At 62.8% G+C, this 21,942-nt stretch carries 19 protein-coding genes; 15 read left to right on the top strand and 4 right to left on the bottom strand.

Annotation, left to right across the window (positions count from 1 at the left end; all coding sequences use genetic code 11):
- Nucleotides 1-63: 63 nt before the first annotated feature.
- Entirely contained in the window at nt 64-2,625 is a 2,562-nt protein-coding gene (mrcB, locus tag CE636_RS19610; protein WP_004204429.1) for a bifunctional glycosyl transferase/transpeptidase, read from the bottom strand.
- Between the two features lie 587 nt (nt 2,626-3,212).
- Between mrcB and gspS the strand changes: the two genes are divergently transcribed.
- A complete protein-coding gene (gene gspS / locus CE636_RS19600) occupies nt 3,213-3,587 on the top strand; it encodes a type II secretion system pilot lipoprotein GspS (protein ID WP_023319765.1) in 375 nt (124 codons plus the stop codon).
- Nucleotides 3,588-3,626: 39 nt separating this feature from the next.
- Here the strand turns inward: gspS and gspB are convergent, their stop codons facing one another.
- Together gspB and pulA are read right to left on the bottom strand one after the other, a co-directional pair.
- Nucleotides 3,627-4,184, bottom strand: a complete 558-nt coding sequence (gene gspB / locus CE636_RS19595; RefSeq protein ID WP_004204426.1) for a type II secretion system assembly factor GspB — start codon at nt 4,182-4,184, stop codon at nt 3,627-3,629.
- 60 nt (nt 4,185-4,244) lie between these two features.
- Nucleotides 4,245-7,535: a pullulanase-type alpha-1,6-glucosidase gene (gene pulA, locus CE636_RS19590; RefSeq protein ID WP_017901151.1), complete on the bottom strand. Its 3,291-nt coding sequence runs from the start codon at nt 7,533-7,535 to the stop codon at nt 4,245-4,247.
- A gap of 184 nt (nt 7,536-7,719) precedes the next feature.
- Here pulA and CE636_RS28860 point away from each other — a divergent pair, with 184 nt between their 5' ends.
- From CE636_RS28860 to CE636_RS19525, 14 genes are read left to right on the top strand one after another with little or no spacing between them, the layout of a single operon-like run.
- Nucleotides 7,720-7,857, top strand: coding sequence for a hypothetical protein (locus CE636_RS28860; protein ID WP_032426032.1), 138 nt, complete (start codon nt 7,720-7,722; stop codon nt 7,855-7,857).
- On the top strand, nt 7,842-8,684 hold the full coding sequence (gene gspC / locus CE636_RS19585; protein ID WP_017901152.1) for a type II secretion system protein GspC: 843 nt from the start codon (nt 7,842-7,844) through the stop codon (nt 8,682-8,684). Before CE636_RS28860 ends, gspC begins: the two co-directional genes overlap by 16 nt.
- A gap of 9 nt (nt 8,685-8,693) precedes the next feature.
- Entirely contained in the window at nt 8,694-10,667 is a 1,974-nt protein-coding gene (gene pulD / locus CE636_RS19580; RefSeq protein ID WP_004204420.1) for a GspD family T2SS secretin variant PulD, read from the top strand.
- Nucleotides 10,664-12,157 (top strand): type II secretion system ATPase GspE, encoded by a 1,494-nt coding sequence (gene gspE / locus CE636_RS19575; protein WP_017901153.1) that lies wholly within the window; start codon nt 10,664-10,666, stop codon nt 12,155-12,157. Before pulD ends, gspE begins: the two co-directional genes overlap by 4 nt.
- A 1-nt stretch (nt 12,158) precedes the next feature.
- Entirely contained in the window at nt 12,159-13,373 is a 1,215-nt protein-coding gene (gene gspF, locus CE636_RS19570) for a type II secretion system inner membrane protein GspF (protein ID WP_004204418.1), read from the top strand.
- A 20-nt stretch (nt 13,374-13,393) separates the two neighbouring features.
- Nucleotides 13,394-13,816, top strand: coding sequence for a type II secretion system major pseudopilin GspG (gene gspG / locus CE636_RS19565; protein ID WP_004204417.1), 423 nt, complete (start codon nt 13,394-13,396; stop codon nt 13,814-13,816).
- The gene (gene gspH, locus CE636_RS19560) at nt 13,816-14,331 is read left to right on the top strand and encodes a type II secretion system minor pseudopilin GspH (RefSeq protein WP_017901154.1); all 516 of its coding nucleotides are present in this window, start codon (nt 13,816-13,818) and stop codon (nt 14,329-14,331) included. Before gspG ends, gspH begins: the two co-directional genes overlap by 1 nt.
- A complete protein-coding gene (gene gspI / locus CE636_RS19555) occupies nt 14,328-14,693 on the top strand; it encodes a type II secretion system minor pseudopilin GspI (protein ID WP_004204415.1) in 366 nt (121 codons plus the stop codon). The genes gspH and gspI overlap by 4 nt, the downstream gene beginning before the upstream one ends.
- A complete protein-coding gene (gene gspJ, locus CE636_RS19550) occupies nt 14,690-15,286 on the top strand; it encodes a type II secretion system minor pseudopilin GspJ (RefSeq protein ID WP_017901155.1) in 597 nt (198 codons plus the stop codon). The genes gspI and gspJ overlap by 4 nt, the downstream gene beginning before the upstream one ends.
- Entirely contained in the window at nt 15,283-16,263 is a 981-nt protein-coding gene (gene gspK, locus CE636_RS19545) for a type II secretion system minor pseudopilin GspK (protein WP_017901156.1), read from the top strand. Before gspJ ends, gspK begins: the two co-directional genes overlap by 4 nt.
- Nucleotides 16,256-17,452 carry a type II secretion system protein GspL gene (gspL, locus tag CE636_RS19540; RefSeq protein WP_004204411.1) on the top strand — a complete coding sequence of 399 codons (1,197 nt, stop codon included), beginning with the start codon at nt 16,256-16,258 and terminating at the stop codon, nt 17,450-17,452. The genes gspK and gspL overlap by 8 nt, the downstream gene beginning before the upstream one ends.
- Nucleotides 17,445-17,930, top strand: coding sequence for a type II secretion system protein M (locus CE636_RS19535; protein ID WP_004204409.1), 486 nt, complete (start codon nt 17,445-17,447; stop codon nt 17,928-17,930). Before gspL ends, CE636_RS19535 begins: the two co-directional genes overlap by 8 nt.
- Nucleotides 17,920-18,648 carry a type II secretion system protein N gene (locus CE636_RS19530; RefSeq protein ID WP_004204408.1) on the top strand — a complete coding sequence of 243 codons (729 nt, stop codon included), beginning with the start codon at nt 17,920-17,922 and terminating at the stop codon, nt 18,646-18,648. Before CE636_RS19535 ends, CE636_RS19530 begins: the two co-directional genes overlap by 11 nt.
- Nucleotides 18,649-18,662: 14 nt before the next feature.
- Nucleotides 18,663-19,463: a prepilin peptidase gene (locus CE636_RS19525; RefSeq protein WP_017901157.1), complete on the top strand. Its 801-nt coding sequence runs from the start codon at nt 18,663-18,665 to the stop codon at nt 19,461-19,463.
- 47 nt (nt 19,464-19,510) lie between these two features.
- On the opposite strand, the gene hrpB is transcribed toward CE636_RS19525, so the two are convergent.
- Nucleotides 19,511-21,940, bottom strand: a complete 2,430-nt coding sequence (hrpB, locus tag CE636_RS19520; RefSeq protein ID WP_017901158.1) for an ATP-dependent helicase HrpB — start codon at nt 21,938-21,940, stop codon at nt 19,511-19,513.
- Nucleotides 21,941-21,942 lie beyond the last annotated feature (2 nt).

Genomic DNA, 21,942 nt, shown 5'->3' with positions numbered 1-21,942 from the left:
TTTACAGGCATAAAAAAACCCCTTAATACTTTCGTCTTAAGGGGTCTGGTCTTAAGGCTTAGATCAGTTACTGCCGAACATATCCTTGATCCAGCCCGCGACGCCGTCGCTCTTCTCCTGCTGCTTCGGCGGCTGTTGCTGCGGTTGCTGTTGCTGTTGCTGCTGAGGCTGCTGCTGCCCGGACTGATTGAACGGGTTGTTCGCTTCCTGCTGCTGCAACTGCTGCTGCTGCATCATCTCGCCCTGGCGGCACAGCGCATCCGGCTGCGTCGTCCACACCGGCAGCGAACGCATCCCGCCGCTGCAGACGAAGTTGCCGTTGCTGTCCACGCCCATGTCGACCACATCTTCGGGCGGCGTCAGCACCAGCGGCGTTGGCGTCTGGTTCGCCAGATAACGCTGATAAATCGACATCGCACCGCTGGCACCGTACAGTTTGGTTGGCTGGTTATTGTCGCGACCCACCCAGGTGATGGTCACCTGGCTACCGTCGATCCCGGCAAACCAGGTATCGACGTTATTGTTGGTGGTCCCGGTTTTCCCCGCCAGATGGAGGCCCGGATACTTCGCCCCCAGCTGACGCCCCGTCCCGCGCTGCACTACCTGCTGCATGGTCCACAGCGTCATGTAGGCCGCCTGGGCAGGCACCGCGCGCTCCGCCTGCGGGTAGCTCTGATACAGCACCGTGCCATCTTCCGCAATCACTGACCGCAGGGCGGAGAGTGGTGCACGGTTGCCGCCGCTGGCGATAGTCTGGAAGGCCTGGGCCACTTCAATCGGCGTCAGGTTCAGCGCGCCAAGCAGCATCGCCGGCACGGCGTTGAGCTGATTCTTCGGCGCCCCCAGTTTGGTCCAGGTATCGACCACCGCCGGCAAGCCCAGCGCCATCCCGAGGTTAACCGTCGGCACGTTCATCGAACGAGTCAGGGCATCTACCAGCATCACCTGGCCGCTGAAGCGACGATCGTCGTTCTGCGGCGACCAGGTCTGGCCATTGGACAGGCGAATGGTCACTGGCGCATCGGCGATCCACGTATTCAGGCGATACTGATTCGGCTGGCTCAGTGCGGTCAGATAGGTCGCCGGCTTGGCCAGAGAACCAATCGACCGGCGGGCCTGCATCGCGCGGTTGTAGCCGGCGAACTGCGGCTCCGCGCCGCCGACCATCGCTCGCACTTCACCGGTAAAGCGGTCCACCACCACCATGGCGGTTTCCAGATCTGCCAGCTTGCGCTGTTTCTTCAGTACCGGGATCCCTTCAGTAGCCGCTTTTTCCGCGGCATCCTGCGCCACCGAGTCGAAGGTAGTGAAGATCTTCACGCCGGAGAGATCTTTTACTTTATCGCCCAGCTTCGCCTGCAGCTCCTGACGCACCATCTGCATGAACGCCGGCTGTGGTGAAATCACCCCGCCGCGCGGCTGCACGCCCAGTGGACGCGCGCTCAGCATGTCGTACAGCTCCTGGTCGATGACCTGCTGCTGCTGCAGCAGACGCAGCACCAGATTGCGTCGCTCAAGGGCCAGCTTCGGGTTGCGCCACGGGTTATACACCGAGGCCCCTTTCACCATCCCCACCAGCAGCGCCTGCTGGTCGAGGCTCAGCTCTTCCACCGGACGGCCAAAGTAGTACAGGCTGGCCAGCGGGAAGCCGCGAATTTCGTTATCGCCGCTCTGACCGAGGTACACCTCGTTCATGTACAGCTCAAGGATGCGATCCTTGCTGTAGCGGGCGTCGACGATCAGCGCCATGTACGCTTCGTTGGCTTTACGCCAGTAGGAGCGCTCGCTGGAGAGGAACAGGTTTTTCACCAACTGCTGGGTCAGGGTACTTGCCCCTTGCACCGTCCGGCCTGCCGTCAGGTTCGCCAGCACCGCACGGCCGATGGAATAGAGGCTGATGCCATCGTGCTCGTAGAAGTGGCGGTCTTCGGTCGCCAACAGTGTATCCACCAGCAGGTCAGGGAAGCCGCTGCGCTTCACGAACAGACGCTGCTCGCCGTTCGGCGACTGCAGCATGGTAATAAGCCGCGGATCGAGGCGGAAGAAACCGAACTGGCGGTTGTTATCCATATTCTCGATGGTTTCCAGATGGTCGCCGTCGAAGGTCAGACGCGCGCGCACCTGCCCTTCTTTACTGTCCGGGAAATCGAACGGACGGCGGATCATCTCGATGCTGTTGGCCTGCACCGTATATTCGCCGGGACGCGTCATCGCGCTAACCTGACGATACTGGGTGGCGTTCAGCAGACGCACCATCTCGTTTTTGCTGATCTGCATGTCCGGCTCAAGGTTCACCATCCGGCCATAGACCGCAGCCGGCAGCTCCCAAACTTTACCGTCGATGCGGCTGCGGATTTTCTGGTCGAGGTAGACGCCATAGGCGGCAATCAGCACCGCGAAGACAATCCCCAGCTTGACCAGCAGCCATAGCCAGCTGCGCTTACGACGAGGCTTGCCACCTTTGCCTTTGGCTTTTCTCGGCACCGGTTTCTCATCCTCATAATCATCGTCATCATACTCGTCGTCGTAGTCCTCTTCCCGGACCCGGCGACGGGTGACTTTCTGTTTTGTCGGACGTGAGGGTCTTCCCTTACGTCCGATAGGCTCGCGGTCATCTCCCGCCATGCTTTTTCTCCGCAACGTTCAGGCGCAAAGGCCTGATTCTCAATACTTCCTCCGTTCAGAGGAAGAAGAAATCTCTCAAATTAACGTTCAGGCTGCTCATCCTCAGGACGACAACCTGCTGGCGGGCAGAACGCGCCGCCCACCTTTCAAAGGGTTGCTTTGCTTCGCTTCACATGATACTAACAATAGAAATTCACCATAAAATCAATGTGTTAAACGCATCACTGGCAGAATAAGTCAGAACATAGCACGTAATGTTCAGGGCATACAGGATAGCACTAAAATGCGACATTCTTAACCAGCATTTTACCTCGTGCTTACGTAACAAGATGGGAAAGAGTATGTTTTTTAATAACATAAAAAATGACGCTCGCCCTGATGCCAAATGCGGCGGCATCGCCTCAGACTGAAAATATATTTCCTGGACGACAGCATTTATTATTGAGAGAAGTAAAGGGGATGAATCGAGTTTCTGCCAATAAAAATGAGAGGCTGTTAACATTTATGTAGAATAATATTTTATGATGACACCAGGGAAATATTTGTTAAACTAGCGGCCAGTGATTCATTATTTTGATTACTCTACTATGCGCATTCCACTTATATTCCCGCTTTGCGTGGTGGCCTTACTCTCTGGCTGCCAACAGAAACCCGCCTCAACGCTCAGTCCGGCCATCAGTAGCCAGGCGCAGCTTGAGCAGCTCTCGTCCGTGGCGGCAGGAACGCGCTATCTCAAGAATAAATGTAATCGTAGCGATCTGCCCGCCGATGAAACTATTTATCGGGCGGTGGTGAATGTCGGCAAAGCGCGCGGATGGGGAAATATTGACCCGGCAACGTTAAGTCAAAATAGCGACCGGCTTTACCAACAGCTTTTACAGGACAGCACCCCGGAAGCCACACAGTGCAGTCAATTTAATCGCCAGCTTGCTCCCTTTATTGCCAGCCTACGCGGCGACTAAGCAAAATATCTTCAACGCGCATTGAATTGCGCTTGCTCCTTATTCGCCTTTCGGCTCCTCGTCAATTTTCCCGCCGGGCCAGTCCTCCAGCGCCGCGAGGGTAAAGGTCGTGCCATTGAAGCTAAAGATCGTCACATCCTGCTGGATCTGCTCCACCACCAGATTGGGCAGCGGGGAATCGCCCTCGGTCCACGCTTTGCCGTTTAACACAATGCTGCGCTTTTCCGCTAACGAGGCGTAGACATGGGCGCTGTAGCGCAGAGGCGGCAGCGTATCGCTGTCCACCACCGGCGCGGCGGGCGCGCTGGCTTTTGCCGCCGGTGGCGGCGTCTTTGGCGCGGCCTCTCCGGCAGCGGTTAACGGCAGAAGCGCCGCATGCGCCACCGGCAAGGGCAGCGTTTGCGGCGGTGCCGGGTGACGCCACTGCTCGCCGCCAAACCAGCCGAGCGCGATAAATAATCCGGCGTACAGCGGGATAATCCAGCCAGGGATCTGCACCATCCGGCCGCGGACCACCGGCGCGTCCGCCAGTGTGGTGGGCGGCTGATGCGCCACCAGCGGGGGGATCCCTCTTTCACTGTCATCACGAACAATCACAACGGTCTCCTGTTCCCTCACGATAACGAGAAGGCGCCCTTACGGGCGCCCCACGTCACCTTATTTACTGCTCACCGGCAGGCCGGCGCCCTGCGATTCGCCCTGCGGCAATTCGAGGACGGCAACCGACCAGGCCGGCAGCGTGACCGAGCCGTCAGCGGCAACCTGCACGCCGCTGGCCAGCGACCGGTCGCCCGCCGCCTGCTGAATAGCGCTCAGCTGGAGCGATGTGCCGGCGAAATCCTGCAGCGTCCGGCTTTCCGGGGCAGCGTTGATCGCTACCACGATGCCGTCGACGCGGCTGTCCAGGCTGGCGCCAGCCTGCATCCCGTCATCGATGGTCATCACCAGCAGACCAGTCTGCTGATCGGCGCCGGTATTGCGGAAGTCCACGCGCTGCATCACCGTCGCGCCGTCGCCGAGGGTAAACAGCGGCGACGATTTACGCAGCGCGGTCAGCTCCTGATAAAACGCGGTCATCTGCTTGAGCTCGGCTTCGCCCGGGGTGGCCACCCAGTCCTTCACGCGGGCGATGATGTCATAGTTGCTGCCATCATCGCTGCTGCGCGGCATACCGACGTTGTAGTTGTTGTCCTGCAGGGAGTAGTCCACGCGGTTAAACCAGTCGCCGGAATCATACGAGTCGCGGGTAAAGGATTTAGAGCGCAGCAGCTCTGAGCCCTGCTGGTCAAAGGCGATCCCCTGGCCGAGCATCACCGTCGCCAGCGACACCGCCTGCATCCGGACGCGGGTATCGAGATCTGCCTCCTGAGCGGCTTTATAGCTGATCATGTCCCACAGCGTCTGGTTATCGTGTTTTGACACATAGTTCACGACTTCCGTCGGATCAGCCGCGTAGCCGCCTGGCGCGCCGTTATAGTCAATCTCGCTGCCTCTCTTCACCGCGCCGTCTTTGTCGATCAGCACGAAGTCCGCAAGGTTACCGGCCATGCCGAGACGGGTCAGATCGGCGAGGTGACGCGCCTGATCGTCGGTCAGGGTGGTCAGCTCATTCGGCAGAACGCCAGCCCCACTGCCCACGCCCTGGTTCTGGCGCAATGCATCACCGGAGTCGAACGGCCCGCCGCCGCGCACGGCGTCGCGCAGACGATCGGAGAACGTGCCGATCCCGGTGCCTTTGAGATTGATTTGCGAGGCAATTTCAAAGCGATCGCTCTGGTTGGAATCCCAGCCTTCGCCAAAGAAGTAGATATCCGGGTTCAGCGCTTTAATGCGTTCCCAGGCCGAGAGGATCTGCGCTTTCGGGTGGTAGCCCATCAGGTCGAAGCGGAAGCCATCGATCTTATAATCGGTGGTCCATACCGCCAGTGAATCGGCGATAAGCTTGGCGAACATCCGGTGCTCTGGCGCCGAGTCGGAGCAACAGGTAGCCGATTCCACGCTGCCGGTAGTTTCGTTCAGACGCTGATAGTACCAGGGGACGATCTTATCCAGTACCGAAGTGCGGTCGGTCGGGCCGGCGGCGTTGGTGTGGTTGTACACCACGTCCATAATGACGTTCATTCCCAGATCCTGCTTGATCGCCTGAATCATGGTGCGGAACTCTTTAATGCGCGCCGTGCCTTCCGGATCGGTGGCGTAGGATCCTTCCGGTACCGTGTAGTGGAACGGATCGTAGCCCCAGTTATAGGAGTCGGTCAGCGCCACCAGCGTATTCAACGCCTGCACCTGCGGGTTATCCTTGCTGTCGTTCTGCTTCAGCTGAGTCAGCACCTCTTCAACCGTCGAACCGCTGTCGCAATAGCCCGCGAACTCGCTGCTCTTCACCGCGCTGTTGACCTCGCACAGGCGACTGAACGGCTGCTGAATATCAGCGACTTTGTCGCTGAACTCATTGACCGTCGCCAGATCGAAGACCGGCAGCAGCTCAATATGGGTCACGCCCGAGGCCGACAGCTGTTTCAGATGCTGGACCATATTGCTCTCCTGGGCGGTGAGCGCCAGATACTTACCGCGCAGCTCCGCAGGAACGGTTTGATCCCAGGCGGAGAGATCGCGAATATGCGATTCGTGGATCGTCATTTTCGCCAGGTCGGCTTTGGTTTTCTGCGCGTGCGGCATCGTCAGCCCGTCCCAGCCTTCCGGCTTCAGCGCGCTGTCGTTCAGATCGACCACCTGGCTGTACTCCGAGTTGGTCGACAAACTATGGGCGTAGGGATCGGTCACTTCGTACTGCTCGACTTTACGCGACTGCGGGTGGTAGACCGTCATCGCGTAGCGGTAGAACGCGCCTTTCAGGTCGCTCCCTCCCTGCCAGGACCAGGCGCCGGAGGCGCTGTCGCGGGTCATCGGGTGACTGGCTATCACTTTCTTGTCCGCGCTATAGATCACCAGCTCGACCTGCTGCGCCGTGGGCGCCCAGACGCGGAAGGTCACGCCGCTATCGGTTAGCTGGGCGCCATAGCTCAGCGCCTCGGCGGCGGCGGCATAGGTATCGTCCAGTACGCCGGCGGTCTGCACCTGGGTGGCGGAGCTCAGGATCCCGTCGCTTTCGGCGGATATCGCCACCGTCTCGCCCTGCAGCAATTCATCGACGTTGACGTCATCCGGCAGCTTAAAGGCAGGATAGCTAGCGAGATGCGGGAAGCGCATGCTCACCTGCTGGCTGACGGTGGTGGGGGTCAGCTTGACATATTTATCGGTAAATTCGCCGTTACTGTCGGCAGCCACCTTACTGCTGTGGCTGTAATAGAGGCGCACAATGGGTTTATTTTCCCCGCCCGGCCACAGCAGAGTGGTCTTATCGACCCAATGCGCATCGGCCAGCGCCACGCCAAAGGCGGCGCGGAAGGCGTCGGCGCGGGAGTCATAGACCGCGCTGTTGCCGGCGATGACCGATACCGTCCGATCGGTGAAATCGCTGAAAGAGACGCGCAGGTCGCTGTCGATAAGCTTATTGGTGCCATCGCGGACGATAACGTTGATACATCCGCTCTCTTTGGTCAACGGGATCACCCAGTAAGGGCCATATTTGTCGCTGCCGGTCGGCGTGGTGCTGACATCATTCCAGTCCGCCACCGGCGCGCTCAGCGCATCGCAGGTTTCGTTATTCCACAGATAGAGGTTTTTGCTGGCATAGTCGGCCGGCGTGCTGCTGGTGATGCCGGCGATATCGACGAGATGAATGACAGCCTGGTTGGCAGAGGCCTGTACCGCTTCGCCAGGGACGGCAACGTCCGGTAAACGGACGACGACATCCTGTGGGTCGGGCGTGCCGGGATTACCTGGGTCGCCAGGTGAGCCAGAGGAAGAGGAGGAAGAGCTGTTATCACAGCCACTCAATAATACTAACGATCCAATAAATAGGGCATGACAGGTATATCTGAGCATTCGATAGTCCCTAATATGCTTATTAAATTATAAAAGGTAAGAAAGGATGAATATCTTTACAGCGCGCTAATTAGATATTTTTGCTTTCCCAGGCGCAATCATCCCCCACAAATGAGAGGGGGGCGTAGGAAGCCGGGGGAGTAAATGAATAAAGGGAATGACGACCGCAAACCGCAAACTGATTATGATTCGCCACGCTTATCGCCACTCTCCGGCAATAATTCATTCAAAAGCCAATAATCACCTACCTGTTTCGGTAGGGTATTACGCCAGCGTGCAGAAAAATAAATTAGCAAAGGAATTAAAATGCCAGTTTCTGTGATGGGGTTAACAAATATAAATAAAGGGATAATTAAATTATTACCCCAAATTGTGACGCTCATCATATTAATAACCGCCATTCCGCAGCTGGCGAAATTAACCTGGCGGGTGGTATTCCCTGTGAGTCCTGAGGATATTTCCGCCCTGCCGTTAACCATGCCTCCGGCGGCAGATCCGGAATTTAAAAATGTGCGGCCCGCATTTACCCTGTTTGGCCTGGCGGCTAAAAACCCCCCCGCGCCAGCGGTGGCCACCAGCCTCAATCAGGTGCCGGTTTCCAGCCTGAAGCTACGTCTGGCCGGGCTGCTCGCCAGCAGCAACCCGGCGCGATCCATCGCGATTATTGAAAAGGGAAATCAGCAGGTTAGCCTTAGCGTCGGCGATACCACCCCGGGGTACGATGCGCAGATCGCTGCCATCCTGCCAGACCGGATCATCGTCAACTATCAGGGGCGCCAGGAGGCCATTTTATTATTTAACGATACCCGCGCGCCGTCGTCATCGCCCGCCGCCGCGCCCCGTCCGCCCCTGATGAAGCGACTCCGCGAGCAGCCGCAAAATATCCTCACGTATTTAACGATTTCGCCGGTACTCAGCGGCGACAAACTGCAGGGCTATCGACTTAACCCTGGCAAAGACCCCTCGCTGTTTCGCCAGGCCGGCCTACAGGCAAATGATTTGGCGATTGCCTTAAATGGCATCGATTTACGCGAACAGGAACAAGCGCAACAGGCGCTGCAGAATTTGGCCGACATGACCGAAATAACGCTAACCGTTGAGCGGGAAGGCCAACGACACGATATTGCTTTCGCCCTGGGGGATGAATAATTGCCAACCATGAAACGCCTGCGAAAAATGCTGCCTGCGCTGCTGATATTAACCCCGCTGCTATTTTCCCCGGCCGCCGCGGAGGAATTTTCCGCCAGTTTTAAAGGCACCGATATCCAGGAATTTATCAATACCGTCAGCAAAAACCTGAATAAAACGGTGATTATCGATCCCAGCGTACGCGGCACTATCACCGTGCGCAGTTACGATATGCTCAATGAAGAGCAATATTATCAATTCTTCCTCAGCGTGCTGGATGTATACGGCTTCGCCGTGATTAATATGAATAACGGCGTGCTGAAGGTGGTCCGCGCTAAAGACGCCAAGACCTCGGCCGTTCCGGTCGCCAGCGAGGCCGCGCCGGGCGAAGGCGATGAGGTCGTCACCCGGGTGGTGCCCCTGACCAACGTCGCCGCCCGCGATCTCGCGCCGCTGCTCCGCCAGCTGAACGATAACGCTGGCGCCGGCAGCGTGGTCCATTATGAACCCTCCAACGTCCTGCTGATGACCGGCCGCGCGGCGGTCATCAAACGCCTGCTGACTATTGTCGAACGCGTCGACAACGCCGGGGATCGCAGCGTGGTGACCGTGCCTCTCTCCTGGGCCTCCGCCGCGGAGGTGGTCAAACTGGTTACCGAACTCAATAAAGACACCAGCAAATCGGCGCTGCCGGGATCGATGGTGGCGAACGTGGTGGCCGATGAGCGTACCAACTCGGTGCTGGTGAGCGGCGAGCCAAACTCGCGCCAGCGCATTATCGCCATGATCAAACAGCTCGACCGCCAGCAGGCGGTGCAGGGCAACACCAAAGTGATCTACCTGAAGTACGCCAAAGCCGCCGATCTGGTGGAGGTACTGACCGGGATCAGCAGCTCGTTGCAGAACGATAAGCAAAGCGCCAAACCGGTGGCCGCGATCGATAAAAATATCATTATCAAAGCCCACGGCCAGACCAACGCCCTGATCGTCACCGCCGCGCCGGACGTGATGAACGATCTGGAGCGAGTGATCGCCCAGCTGGATATCCGCCGCCCGCAGGTGCTGGTGGAGGCGATTATCGCCGAAGTGCAGGATGCCGACGGCCTCAATCTCGGTATCCAGTGGGCCAATAAAAACGCCGGCATGACCCAGTTCACCAACAGCGGTTTGCCGATATCCAGCGTCATCGCCGGCGCCAACCAGTACAACAAAGACGGCACCATCAGCAGCTCGCTGGCCAGCGCCCTCGGCTCGTTTAACGGTATCGCCGCCGGTTTCTATCAGGGGAACTGGGCGATGCTGCTGACCGCCCTCTCCAGCAGTACCAAGAACGATATTCTGGCCACCCCCAGCATCGTCACCCTCGACAATATGCAAGCCACCTTCAACGTCGGCCAGGAAGTCCCGGTGTTAACCGGCTCGCAAACCACCTCCGGCGACAACATCTTTAATACCGTCGAGCGCAAAACCGTGGGCATTAAGCTGAAGGTGAAGCCGCAGATTAACGAAGGCGATGCCGTGCTGCTGGAGATTGAGCAGGAAGTATCGAGCGTCGCCGATTCGGCCTCCAGCACCAGCAGCGATCTCGGAGCGACCTTTAATACCCGGACGGTGAATAACGCCGTGCTGGTCGGCAGCGGCGAAACGGTGGTGGTTGGCGGGCTGCTGGATAAAAGCGTCACCGATACCGCCGACAAAGTGCCGCTGCTCGGCGACATCCCGGTGATCGGCGCGCTGTTCCGCTCCGACAGCAAGAAAGTGTCGAAGCGCAACCTAATGCTGTTTATCCGCCCGACCATTATTCGCGACCGCGATGAGTACCGCCAGGCCTCTTCCGGCCAGTACACCGCCTTCAACGATGCGCAAACCAAACAGCGGGGCAAAGAGAGCAGCGAAGCATCGCTCAGCAACGATCTGTTGCACATCTACCCGCAGCAGGAGACCCAGGCCTTCCGCCAGGTCAGCGCCGCCATTGACGCTTTTAACCTCGGAGGCCGCCTATGACGCCAGCCGCCGAACGCCGTCCGCTGCTGCCCTTCGCCTGGGCCCGCGCGCACCATCTGGTGCTGCTGAGCGACGGCGAACGCTGCGAAGCGCTGTGCCGCGCGGACACCGCCGCCCGGGCGCTGCTGGAAGCGCGCCGCCTGGCGGACGGGCCGATGAGCGTCAGCCGTCTGGCGCCGGACGCGTTCGAGAAAGCGCTGGTGCTCAGCTATCAGCGCGACTCGGCGGAAGCGCACCGGATGATGGCCGACATCGGCAATGAGCTTGACCTCTATACCCTCGCCGAAGAGCTGCCGGATACCGACGATCTGCTCGACAGCGAGGACGATGCGCCGATTATCCGTCTGATCAACGCCATGCTCACCGAGGCTATCAAAGAGAAAGCCTCCGATATCCATATCGAAACCTATGAGCGCCATCTGCAGATCCGCTTTCGCGTCGACGGCGTGCTGCGGGAAATTCTCCGCCCGCAGCGGCGGCTGGCCGCGCTGTTAATTTCGCGTATCAAGGTGATGGCGAGCCTGGACATTGCGGAAAAACGGGTTCCCCAGGATGGCCGTATGGCGCTGCGCATCGGCGGGCGGGCGATAGACGTGCGCGTCTCCACCCTGCCCTCCAGCCATGGGGAACGCGTCGTGCTGCGCCTGCTGGACAAAAACAGCGTCAACCTGGATCTGCTGACGCTGGGCATGCCCCCCGCCCTGCTCGACCAGGTCGACGCGCTGATCGCCCGGCCACACGGCATCATTCTGGTCACCGGGCCGACCGGATCCGGGAAAAGCACGACGCTCTACGCCGCCCTCAGCCGCCTCGACGCCCGGGAGCGCAACATCATGACCATTGAAGATCCGGTGGAATATGAGCTGGAGGGCATCGGCCAGACCCAGGTCAACGCCAAAGTCGAGATGACCTTCGCCCGCGGCCTGCGCGCCATCCTGCGCCAGGATCCGGACGTGGTGCTGGTGGGCGAAATCCGCGATGGCGAAACCGCGCAGATCGCCGTTCAGGCCTCGCTCACCGGCCACCTGGTGCTGTCGACTCTGCACACCAACAGCGCGCTGGGCGCTATTTCCCGCCTGCAGGATATGGGCGTGGAGCCTTTTTTACTCTCCACGTCGCTGCTGGCAGTGATGTCGCAGCGGCTGGTGCGCCAACTGTGCCCGCACTGCCGTCAGCCCACGCAGGCGGATGCCGACACCGCCCGGCAGATGGCGGTCCCGACCGGCACGCCGCTGTGGCGGCCAAAAGGCTGCGCCCGGTGTAATTTCACCGGCTATCGCGGACGCACCGGCATTCACGAGCTGCTGCCGATCGACGACCGCGTCCGCGCCGCCATCCACCGCGGCGAAAATGAGATCACCCTGATCCAGCAGCTGGGGCCGGCCTGGCAGACCCTGCGCCATGCCGGGCGCGATAAAGCGCTGGCGGGGATCACCAGCTGGGAGGAGGTGATGCGGGTCACCGAACAGCAAACGGCGGACAGCGTCTGAGATGGCCCTGTTTCGCTATCAGGCGCTGGACGCGCAGGGCAAAACCCGCCGCGGCGTTCAACAAGCCGACTCCGCCCGCCACGCCCGCCAGCTGCTGCGGGACAAAGGCTGGCTGGCGCTGGAAGTGGCCGCCGCCGACCCGGCGAGCCGGCTTTGGCGCGGCGGGCTCCTTACCCGGCGCACCAGCGCCGGTGATTTAGCCCTGCTCACTCGCCAGCTGGCCACCCTGGTCGCCGCCGGCATTCCGCTGGAGAAAGCGCTCGATGCCGTCGCCCAACAGTGCGAAAAGGCGCCGCTGAGAACGTTAATGGCCGGGGTGCGGAGCAAAGTGCTCGAAGGCCATTCGCTGGCGGAGGCGATGCGCGGCTATCCCGCCTGCTTCGACGGCCTGTTCTGCGCCATGGTGGCGGCTGGCGAAACCTCCGGCCATCTCGACGGCGTGCTGAATCGGCTGGCGGACTATACCGAGCAGCGCCAGCAGCTTCGCGCCCGCCTGCTGCAGGCGATGATCTACCCCATCGTGCTGACGCTGGTCGCCATCAGCGTGATCGCCATTCTGCTCTCCACCGTGGTGCCGAAAGTCGTCGAGCAGTTTGTCCATCTTAAACAGGCTCTGCCCTTCTCTACCCGGCTGCTGATGAGCCTGAGCGACATGGTGCGCAGCGCGGGCCCCTGGCTGGTGCTGCTGTCGTTACTGGCGCTGCTGGGGCTGCGCTATCTGCTGCGCCAGCCTGCCCGGCGGCTCGCCTGGGACCGGGCGCTGCTGCGCCTGCCGGTCATCGGCCGCGTGACGCGAAGCGTCAACAGCGCGCGCTACGCCCGCACCTTAAGCATTCTCAACGCCAGCGCGGTGCCGCTGCTGCTGTCGATGCGCATCAGCGCGGGCGTTCTCAGCAATGCCTGGGCGCGCAGCCAGCTGGAGACCGCCAGCGAGTCGGTGCGCGAAGGCGTCAGCCTGCATCGCGCGCTGGAGGCCACGGCGCTGTTTCCGCCGATGATGCGCTACATGATCGCCAGCGGCGAACAGAGCGGTGAGCTGACCGCCATGCTGGAGCGCGCGGCGGAGAACCAGGACCGGGAACTGAGCGCGCAGATCCAGATGTCCCTCAGCCTGTTTGAACCCCTGCTGGTGGTCACCATGGCCGGCATGGTGCTGTTTATCGTGCTGGCCATCCTGCAGCCGATCCTGCAACTGAATACCCTTATGAGTATGTGACTGTATTAATGGAGAAAACTATGCAACGGCAACGCGGCTTCACGTTACTGGAAATTATGGTGGTGATCGTCATTCTCGGTATCCTCGCCAGCCTGGTGGTACCTAACCTGATGGGCAACAAGGAGAAAGCGGACCGCCAGAAGGTGGTCAGCGATCTGGTGGCGCTCGAGGGGGCGCTGGACATGTATAAGCTGGACAACAGCCGCTACCCGAATACCGAACAGGGTCTGCAGGCACTGGTGACCGCCCCGGCCGTCGAGCCGCATGCCCGCAACTACCCGGAAGGTGGCTATATCCGCCGCCTGCCGCAGGACCCATGGGGAAATGAGTATCAGCTGTTAAGCCCCGGTCAGCATGGCGCCATCGACGTCTTCAGCGTCGGCCCGGACGGGATGCCCGACACCAATGACGACATCGGCAACTGGACCCTCGGGAAGAAATAGTGTCTCAGCGCGGTTTCACCCTCCTGGAAATGATGCTGGTCCTGCTGCTGATCGGCGTCAGCGCCAGCATGGTGCTGCTGGCGTTTCCCTCCGCCCGCACCCAGGAGGCCACGCAGATCCTGGCGCGCTTTCAGGCGCAGCTGGATTTTGTCCGCGAGCGCGGGCAGCAAACCGGCCAGCTCTTCGGGATCGTTATCCACCCTGACCGCTGGCAGTTTATGCGCCTGCAGCCTGCCGACGAAGGCGCCCCGGCGGCGGCTGACGACCGCTGGGGCAACGCGCAGTGGCTTCCGCTGCAGGCCGGGCGCGCCACCACGGTGGAAACCCTCCCGCGTGCCAGGCTGACGCTGCGCTTTCCCAACGGCCAGGCGTGGACGCCGGGCGAGCAGCCCGACGTGATCATCTTTCCCGGCGGCGAAGTCACCCCGTTTCAGCTGCGGATTGACGCCGCGACGGGCATCAACATCGACGCCCAGGGCGACAGTCAGCCGCTGGCGGCGCGGGAGCAGCCATGAAACGCGAGAGCGGAATGACGCTTATCGAAGTGATGGTCGCGCTGGTGATTTTCGCCCTCGCCGGCCTGGCGGTGATGCAATCCACCCTGCAGCAGACGCGGCAGCTCGGGCGTATGGAAGAGAAAATCCTCGCCAGCTGGCTGGCGGATAATCAGCTGGTGCAGCTGCGGCTGGAGAAACGCTGGCCTGCCCTCAGCTGGTCTGAAACCACCGTGGAGGCCGCCGGGACGCGCTGGTTCGTCCGCTGGCAGGGGGTGGAAACCGCGCTGCCGCAGCTGCGGGCGCTGGACGTGGAGGTCCGGCGGCAAAAAAGCGATCCCGCGCCGCTGGCGACTCTGCGCACCTGGGTGACGCCGCCATGATAACGAAAATGCGCGGTTTCACCCTGATTGAAACGCTGCTGGCGCTGGCTATCCTCGCCGTCCTCAGCGCCGCCGCCGTGATGGTGCTGCAGAACGTCATCCGCGCCGATGGCCTCACCCGCGAGAAGAGCCAGCAGATCGCCGCCCTCCAGCGCGCTTTTCGCCAGATAGCCGACGATGTCACGCACATCATTCCTCGTCGCGCCAGAAACAGCGACACGCTTTTCTTTGCCGGACGTTTTCAGTTGCAGAGCGATGACTGGGGGCTGGCCTTCAGCCGCAGCGGCTGGCCGAATCCGCTGGGGATCCTCCCGCGCTCGGAGATCCAGAACGTCAGCTACCGCCTGCGCCAGCAGCAGCTTGAACGGCTGAGCTTCGATCAGCAGGATCCGCTGACCAGGAGCCAGCCGACGGTCCGGGTGCTGCTGCGCGAGGTGACGGCGTTTCGCCTGCGGTTTTATGCCGACGGGCGCTGGCAGGAGACCTGGGACCGCTCGCAAAAACTGCCGCAGGGGCTGGAGATCACCCTGACCCTGGCGAACAGCGGGGAGATAACCCGCCTGTTTTTACTTACCCCGGGGGGCGGCCAGTGAAAAATCGGCAACGCGGCGTCGCGCTCCTGATGGTGCTGTTCATCCTCGCCCTGATGATGATCCTCGCCAGCGCCATGACCGAACGCACCTCGGTCATGTATCAACACACCGCCGTGACCCTCGATAATCTGCAGGCCAGATGGTACGCCCTGGCGGCGGAAAACATGGCCGCCGCGCTGCTGCAACGCGACGCGCTGGACTCGCCCAGTCAAACGAACCTGGCGCAAACCTGGGCGCAGGAGGGACGCCGCTTTACCCTCGACGATGGCGAAATCCTCGCCACGATCCGCGACGGGCACGCCTGCTTTAACCTCAATGCCATCAACCATCGCGCGGATGAGACCAGCGGCGAAACGCCCTACCCGACCGACGTCTTCGTCCGGCTGCTGGCGCTGCTCGGCGAATCGCCGCTGCGCGCCAGCCAGATCGCCGCCGCCCTCGGCGACTGGACGGACAGCGACGGCCAGCCGCGACTGAACGGGGCGGAGGACGAGGTTTATATGGCGCAAACCCCGAGCTATCTCGCCGCCAACCAGCCGATGCAGGATGTCAGCGAGCTGCGCCTGCTGGCCGGTATGGACGCCGCGCTCTATCAGCGCCTGCTCCCCTTCGTCTGCGTCCAGCCGGATGACGCGCTGCAGGTCAATGTCAACACCCTGCGGCCCTCACAGGCCGCCCTGCTGGTGGCCCTCTTTCCCGGCGATCTGACGCTGCAGGAGGCGCAACAGCTGTTGCACAACCGCCCGCGAACCGGGTGGAGCAGCGTCGCCGCGTTTCTCGCGCAGCCTACGCTGCAGAAAACCGATACCACGCTCGCCCGCCCCTGGCTGACGGTGCGCAGCACACGCTTTATCGCCGCCTTGACCGTGGTGACCGGCAACCTTCGCTTTCAGCTGCACAGCGTCCTGCAACAGGAGGGGCGCGCCTTTACCGTCGTCCAGCGGCGATACGGACTTTCTATGGTGGTTGATGAATAAGTTTAACGCTTCCCCCCAGGCCATGCTGATCGTGCGCTTCGCCCCCGGGCAGGCGCCGCTGCACTGGCAACTCTTCGCCCCCGGCGATCCGCATCACGAAGCCCGCGGCCGGTGGCCGGCTGACGACGCCAGCCCTTTCCCGGCGCTGGCGGCGCATTATCCGGCCTGGGTGCTGATCCCGGCCAGCGACTGCGCGTTTCACCCCCTCAGCCTGCCGGCAGGCCTGCGTAAACCGCCGCTGCAGGTGGCCCCGTTCCTGTTGGAAGAGCAGCTGGCCGACGATGTGGAAGCCACCCATTTTGCTCTGCTCCACCGCCAGCAGGCCCAGTGCGAGATCGTCGCCGTGCAGCGGCAAAAAATGCGCGACTGGCTGGCGCGCTGCGAGTCGCTCTCCCTACGGCCCCTGGCGTTGACGCCCGATGTGCTGGCCCTGCCCTGGCAACCGCCGGCGTGGAGCGCGGTGCAGGTGGACGAGCAGTGGCTGATCCGCCACCAGCCATGGAGCGGCATGGCGGCGGAAAGTTCCTGGCTGGCGGAGCTGCTGCGGGGCGAGGCGGAAGAGCACGTCATCGACAGCTATTCGCCGCCGCCCGCGGCGCCGGGAGCGTGGCGCGCGCAGCCTGCGCAGACGCTGCTCTCCCTCGCCGCAAATCAACCGGCGGCGCAGAAGCTCAGCCTGCTGCAGGGAGAGTTTGCCATCCGCCGTCGGCAGCCTGCGCAGGGGAGCTGGCGTCCGGCTCGGTATGCCGCGCTGGCCCTGGCGCTGCTGGCGGCGGTGAATAGCGTTCTGGATCATCGCGATCTGGCGCGCCAGGCCGAGGCGGCCCAGCAGGCCAGCCGGGCCTACTATCATCGCTGGTTTCCTACGGAGAAAAAGGTGATTAACCCGCGACTGCAGATGCAGCAGCATCTGCAAACCCTCGCCCGTCAGGCGCAGCATGCCCCCCTCGTCGACCGCCTCAGCGCGTTGCAGAACATCATCAGCGAAACGCCGGGGATCCGCCTGCGGGCGCTGAGCTGGGATGCCGCGGGCAACCGTCTGCAGCTGGATATCGCCGCGGCCTCTTCCCGGGCGCTGGAGCAGTTCACCCAGCGGGCGCAGCCGCGGTTTCGCGTCCGGCCAGGCGACATGACCACGAAACCGGATGGCATTGAGGGACAACTGACGCTGGAGGAAAACGATGGCTAATCTGTTTATCTGGTGGCGGCAGCGCACGCCGTCGGAGCAGCGCCTGCTGCTCGGACTCGCGGGGCTGCTGGTGGTGTGCGCCCTCTGGTACGGGCTGTGGCAGCCCTGGCGAGCCCGCGAGGCGCAGTGGCGGCAAACCCTGGTGAAAGAACAGGCCAGCCTGCGCTGGATGACGCAGCAGGGTCCGCGCCTGCAGCAGCTCAGCCAGCAGCCCGCGCCGGCGGCAAAAGAGGCGCTCACCGCGCTGGTGATGCGCGAGGCGGCGAGCCACGGGCTGGAAGTCGTTCGTCTGCAGCCGCAGGGAAAACGTCTTCAGGTCACCCTTCAGCCCTGCGCCTTTCAGGCGCTGATGGACTGGCTGGACGCCCCGGCGATGCGCGGCGTCAACGCGGTCTCGCTATCCGTAACCGCACAGCCGTCGCGGCCGGGCTGGGTCACGGTCAACCATCTGCTGCTGGAGCGCGACGATGAAAGCTAACGGGTTCGCGGTTGGGCTACTGCTGGCGCTCTATCTGCTGTGGTTGACCGCCACCGCCCCGGCGCGTCTGTTAGTCCCGATGCTGCCGCCCGAGGTACAGGTGGCCAACCTCAGCGGCAGCATCTGGCGCGGCGCGGCGCAGTCAGTCTCCTGGCGCGGCGAACGGCTTGAGCGGCTGACGTGGTCACTCACCCTGGCTGGCTGGCAGATCGCGCTCAGCGATCCCCGCGGCGTGGAGGGTCAGGCCCGGCTGTGGGGCATCCGCGATCTGCGCCTGCAGGAGGGACGGCTCACCGCCCCCGCCAGCCTGCTCGGTCGCTGGCTAACGCCGACCATGCCCGTCAGCGCCGAAGGAGAGGTCACTTTCAGCCTGGCCGAAGCGCACTTCAGCGAGGGGCGCTGTCAGCAAATCACCGCCGGACGCGCGCAGTGGCGTCAGGCCAGGCTGCACTCTCCGGTCGGTAGCCTGGAGTTAGCCCAGGTCAGTGGCACCTTAAGCTGTAAGACGACCGGCGCCGTGGCGCTGGCCATCCGCCAGGATTCTCATCAGCTGAGCCTCAGCGGCCAGGGAACCCTGTCGCCCGATGGCCGCTATCTGTTTCACGGTACGCTACAGCCCAGGCAGGGGATACCGCCCCTGCTGGCGCTGCTGGTCACCCGCCCGATGGCCAAAAACGACCCGGGCCCGACGCCGTGGCAGCTGCAGGGAAAATGGTGATTAAAGGAGCAAAAATGACGACATTAGCCGCATTATCGCTGCATTTCCCCCTTGTCTGGTATGGCTTTCTGCTGCTGTTCGGCCTGGCGCTGGGCAGCTTTTACAACGTGGTGATCTACCGTCTGCCGCGCATGCTGGCCCAGACCGCGGACGACGAGCCGCTAACCCTCAGCACGCCGGGCTCATCCTGTCCGCAGTGTCGCCAGCCGATCGCCTGGCGGGACAATATCCCGCTGCTCAGCTTCCTCTGGCTAGGCCGTCGCGCCCGCTGCTGTCAGGCGCGCATCTCGTGGAGCTATCCGCTGACCGAGCTGACCACCGGCCTGCTGTTTATCCTCGCGGGGGCGCTGCTCGCACCGGGACTGGCGCTGGCGGGCGGCCTGGTGCTGCTCTCCTTTCTGCTGATACTGGCGCGGATTGATGCCCGGACCCAGCTGCTGCCCGATCGCCTGACCCTGCCCCTGCTGTGGGCCGGACTGCTGTTTAATCTTAACGAGGTGTACATTGCGCTGCCGGACGCGGTCGCCGGGGCGATGGCTGGTTATCTGGCACTGTGGTCGGTCTATTGGCTGTTCCGCCTGCTGACCGGCAAAGAGGCTCTGGGCTATGGCGATTTTAAGCTGCTGGCGGCGCTGGGCGCCTGGTGCGGCTGGCAGGCTCTGCCGCAGGTGCTGTTGTTCGCCTCGGCCAGCGGGCTGACGTGGACCCTGCTGCAGCGCCTGTGGACCCGGCAGTCGCTGCAGCAGCCGCTGGCCTTCGGCCCCTGGCTGGCGCTGGCGGGAGGGGGCGTTTTTCTCTGGCAGCAGATGGTCTAGCGTGAGTGGTTCGACTGGCCGGGCAGAATGCCGCCCGGCGCCTGGGGCTACGAATATTTTTTGCTGCGCCGGGTCGGGGCGGCGTTGGCCGGATCGTCCGGCCAGACGTGTTTCGGATAGCGTCCCTTCATCTCTTTCTGTACCTCACGGTAGCTCCCCTGCCAGAAGGCGCTGAGATCGCGCGTGATCTGCAACGGACGCTGAGCGGGCGACAGCAGCTCCAGCACCAGTGGCACTCGCCCCTCGGCGATAACCGGCGTCGTGGCCTCGCCGAACATCTCCTGCATACGCACCGCCAGCGCCGGCGGGTTCTCCGCATGGTAACGGATAGCCAGACGGCTGCCGGTCGGCACGGTATAGTGCGTCGGCAGCTCGCGATCCAGCTTCTGGCGCAGCGGCCACGGCAGCCAGTCCTGGAGCGCCTGCCGCAGATCCAGCGCCTTCAGCGCCCGCAGCGAGTGAACGCCGTTCATCTGCGGCAGCAGCCATGCCTCCAGCGAGGCCAGCAGCGAAGCGTCATCCACCGCGGGCCACGCCTCTTCCGGCAGCCATTGCGCCGCACACTGCAGCCGCAGCCGCAGCTGCTCGGCCTCTGGCGTCCAGTTGAGCACACCGAGGCCTTTCTCACGAATCCCGTTGAGCATCGCCTGATGCAGCTCCGCCTCAGAGGGCTTCGCCAGCGGCTGGGTCTTAATCACCAGCTGGCCCGTCACCGTCCGCCGCCAGGCTTTCAGCGTCCCCTGCGCTTCATCCCACTCCACCGTGTCGGAACGCTGCGCCAGCTCGGGACGGGCGGCGATCAGCTCGCCGATATCCACCGGCAGAGCCAGCAGCATGCGGGCATCCGGTGAGGCGCTGCCCTGCAGCAGCAGCGGAGCGATCAGCCACTCATGGCGGCCCAGCGCGTCGTCGGCGTCCAGCATCGCGCCCATACCGTTCGCCAGCTGATAGCGTCCCTCCTGACCGCGGCGGCGGGCGATGCGGTCGGCGAAGGCCGACGCCAGGAGCGCAGCCATTCGTCCCGCGTCGGGCTGGCCGCTGCGGCAGGCCAGACGCTTCATCAGCTGCTGCGCCCGCTGCTGCCAGTTGGCCTGCTGACGGGAAAAGACGGCGCCCAAATCCACCAGCCCGCCGCGCGGCGGCTCCTCAAGGATCGCCGCCAGCCTGGCCGCCGTCGCCACCTCGTCATCGGTCTGCGCAGCGGCCAGCATCGCCGCCAGCCGGGGCTCGTTGCCGAGGGTGGCCATTTTGCGGCCAAACGCCGACAGCCGCTCGCCGTCCAGCGCCGAGAGCGCCTCCAGCAGGCGGCGCGCGGCGGCCAGGTTCACCGCCGGCGGCTGATCCAGCCAGGCCAGCGCGGCCGGATCGTGGCAACCCCACTGCAGCAGCTCCAGCAACAGCGCCGACAGATCGCTGTGCAGGATCTCCGGTTCGCTCTGCGCCGCCGCTCGTTCGGCCTGTTCTTTGCCGAGCAAATGCAGGCAGATCCCCGGGGAGAGACGACCGGCGCGTCCGGCGCGCTGGGTCATCGATGCCTGGCTGATGCGCTGCGTCACCAGCCGGGTCAGGCCGGTGCGCGGGTCAAAGCGGGCAACACGCTCCTGGGCGGTGTCGACCACCAGGCGGATGCCCTCGATGGTTAAACTGGTCTCAGCAATGTTGGTGGCCAGCACCACTTTGCGCTTCCCGGCCGGCGCCGGGAGGATCGCTTTGCGCTGCTCGCTTAGGGGCAAAGCGCCATACAGCGGGCAGAGGATGACATCCTCCGCCACGCGCTCCGTCAGCTGTTCCTGAACGCGCTGGATCTCGCCGACGCCGGGCAGAAACAGCAGCATCGATCCCTGTTCATGCCGCAGGAGCTCCGCCGCCGCTATCGCCACCGCCTCATCAAAACGCTGGTGCGCGGAGAGCGGGCTGAAGCGACGCTCCACCGGATAAGCGCGCCCCTCCGAGACCACCACCGGCGCCTCAGGCAGCAGACGCTGCAGGCGATCGTTATCAAGGGTCGCCGACATGATGAGCAGTTTGAGATCGTCACGTAACCCCTGCTGGACATCAAGCAGCAGGGCCAGCGCCAGATCCGCCTGCAGGCTGCGCTCGTGAAACTCATCGAGGATCACCAGCCCCACGCCCGTCAGCTCGGGATCGCGCTGGATCATGCGCGTCAGGATCCCCTCCGTGACCACCTCCAGGCGGGTCTGTGGCCCGACGCAGGTTTCGGCACGCATGCGGTAACCCACGGTCTCCCCTGGCTTTTCGCCGAGCAGTTCAGCCAGCCGCTGCGCGACATTGCGCGCCGCCAGACGCCTAGGCTCCAGCAGGATAATGCGTCCCGCGATGTTACCCTCAGCGAGGATCTGCAGCGGCAGCCAGGTCGACTTCCCGGCGCCGGTCGGCGCGTTGAGCAAAACCTGCGGCGCATGCTGCAGGGCGGATAACAGTTCTGGGAGGACGGCGGCAACCGGCAATGAGGACACAA

Source organism: Klebsiella sp. LY, from assembly GCF_004010915.1.
In the GTDB taxonomy this organism is placed as follows: domain Bacteria; phylum Pseudomonadota; class Gammaproteobacteria; order Enterobacterales; family Enterobacteriaceae; genus Klebsiella; species Klebsiella quasipneumoniae.
Note: the sequence above shows the minus strand (reverse complement) of the source record. Positions and strands in the feature narration are given on the sequence as shown.

Excerpts from the sequence above, each read along its gene's own strand:
- mrcB (WP_004204429.1), bottom strand. The coding sequence starts at position 2,625 with ATGGCGGGAGATGACCGCGAGCCTATCGGACGTAAGGGAAGACCCTCA.
- gspS (WP_023319765.1), top strand. The coding sequence starts at position 3,213 with ATGCGCATTCCACTTATATTCCCGCTTTGCGTGGTGGCCTTACTCTCT.
- pulA (WP_017901151.1), bottom strand. The coding sequence starts at position 7,535 with ATGCTCAGATATACCTGTCATGCCCTATTTATTGGATCGTTAGTATTA.
- CE636_RS28860 (WP_032426032.1), top strand. The coding sequence starts at position 7,720 with ATGATTCGCCACGCTTATCGCCACTCTCCGGCAATAATTCATTCAAAA.
- gspC (WP_017901152.1), top strand. The coding sequence starts at position 7,842 with ATGCCAGTTTCTGTGATGGGGTTAACAAATATAAATAAAGGGATAATT.
- pulD (WP_004204420.1), top strand. The coding sequence starts at position 8,694 with ATGAAACGCCTGCGAAAAATGCTGCCTGCGCTGCTGATATTAACCCCG.
- gspE (WP_017901153.1), top strand. The coding sequence starts at position 10,664 with ATGACGCCAGCCGCCGAACGCCGTCCGCTGCTGCCCTTCGCCTGGGCC.
- gspF (WP_004204418.1), top strand. The coding sequence starts at position 12,159 with ATGGCCCTGTTTCGCTATCAGGCGCTGGACGCGCAGGGCAAAACCCGC.
- gspG (WP_004204417.1), top strand. The coding sequence starts at position 13,394 with ATGCAACGGCAACGCGGCTTCACGTTACTGGAAATTATGGTGGTGATC.
- gspI (WP_004204415.1), top strand. The coding sequence starts at position 14,328 with ATGAAACGCGAGAGCGGAATGACGCTTATCGAAGTGATGGTCGCGCTG.
- gspJ (WP_017901155.1), top strand. The coding sequence starts at position 14,690 with ATGATAACGAAAATGCGCGGTTTCACCCTGATTGAAACGCTGCTGGCG.
- gspL (WP_004204411.1), top strand. The coding sequence starts at position 16,256 with ATGAATAAGTTTAACGCTTCCCCCCAGGCCATGCTGATCGTGCGCTTC.
- CE636_RS19535 (WP_004204409.1), top strand. The coding sequence starts at position 17,445 with ATGGCTAATCTGTTTATCTGGTGGCGGCAGCGCACGCCGTCGGAGCAG.
- CE636_RS19530 (WP_004204408.1), top strand. The coding sequence starts at position 17,920 with ATGAAAGCTAACGGGTTCGCGGTTGGGCTACTGCTGGCGCTCTATCTG.
- CE636_RS19525 (WP_017901157.1), top strand. The coding sequence starts at position 18,663 with ATGACGACATTAGCCGCATTATCGCTGCATTTCCCCCTTGTCTGGTAT.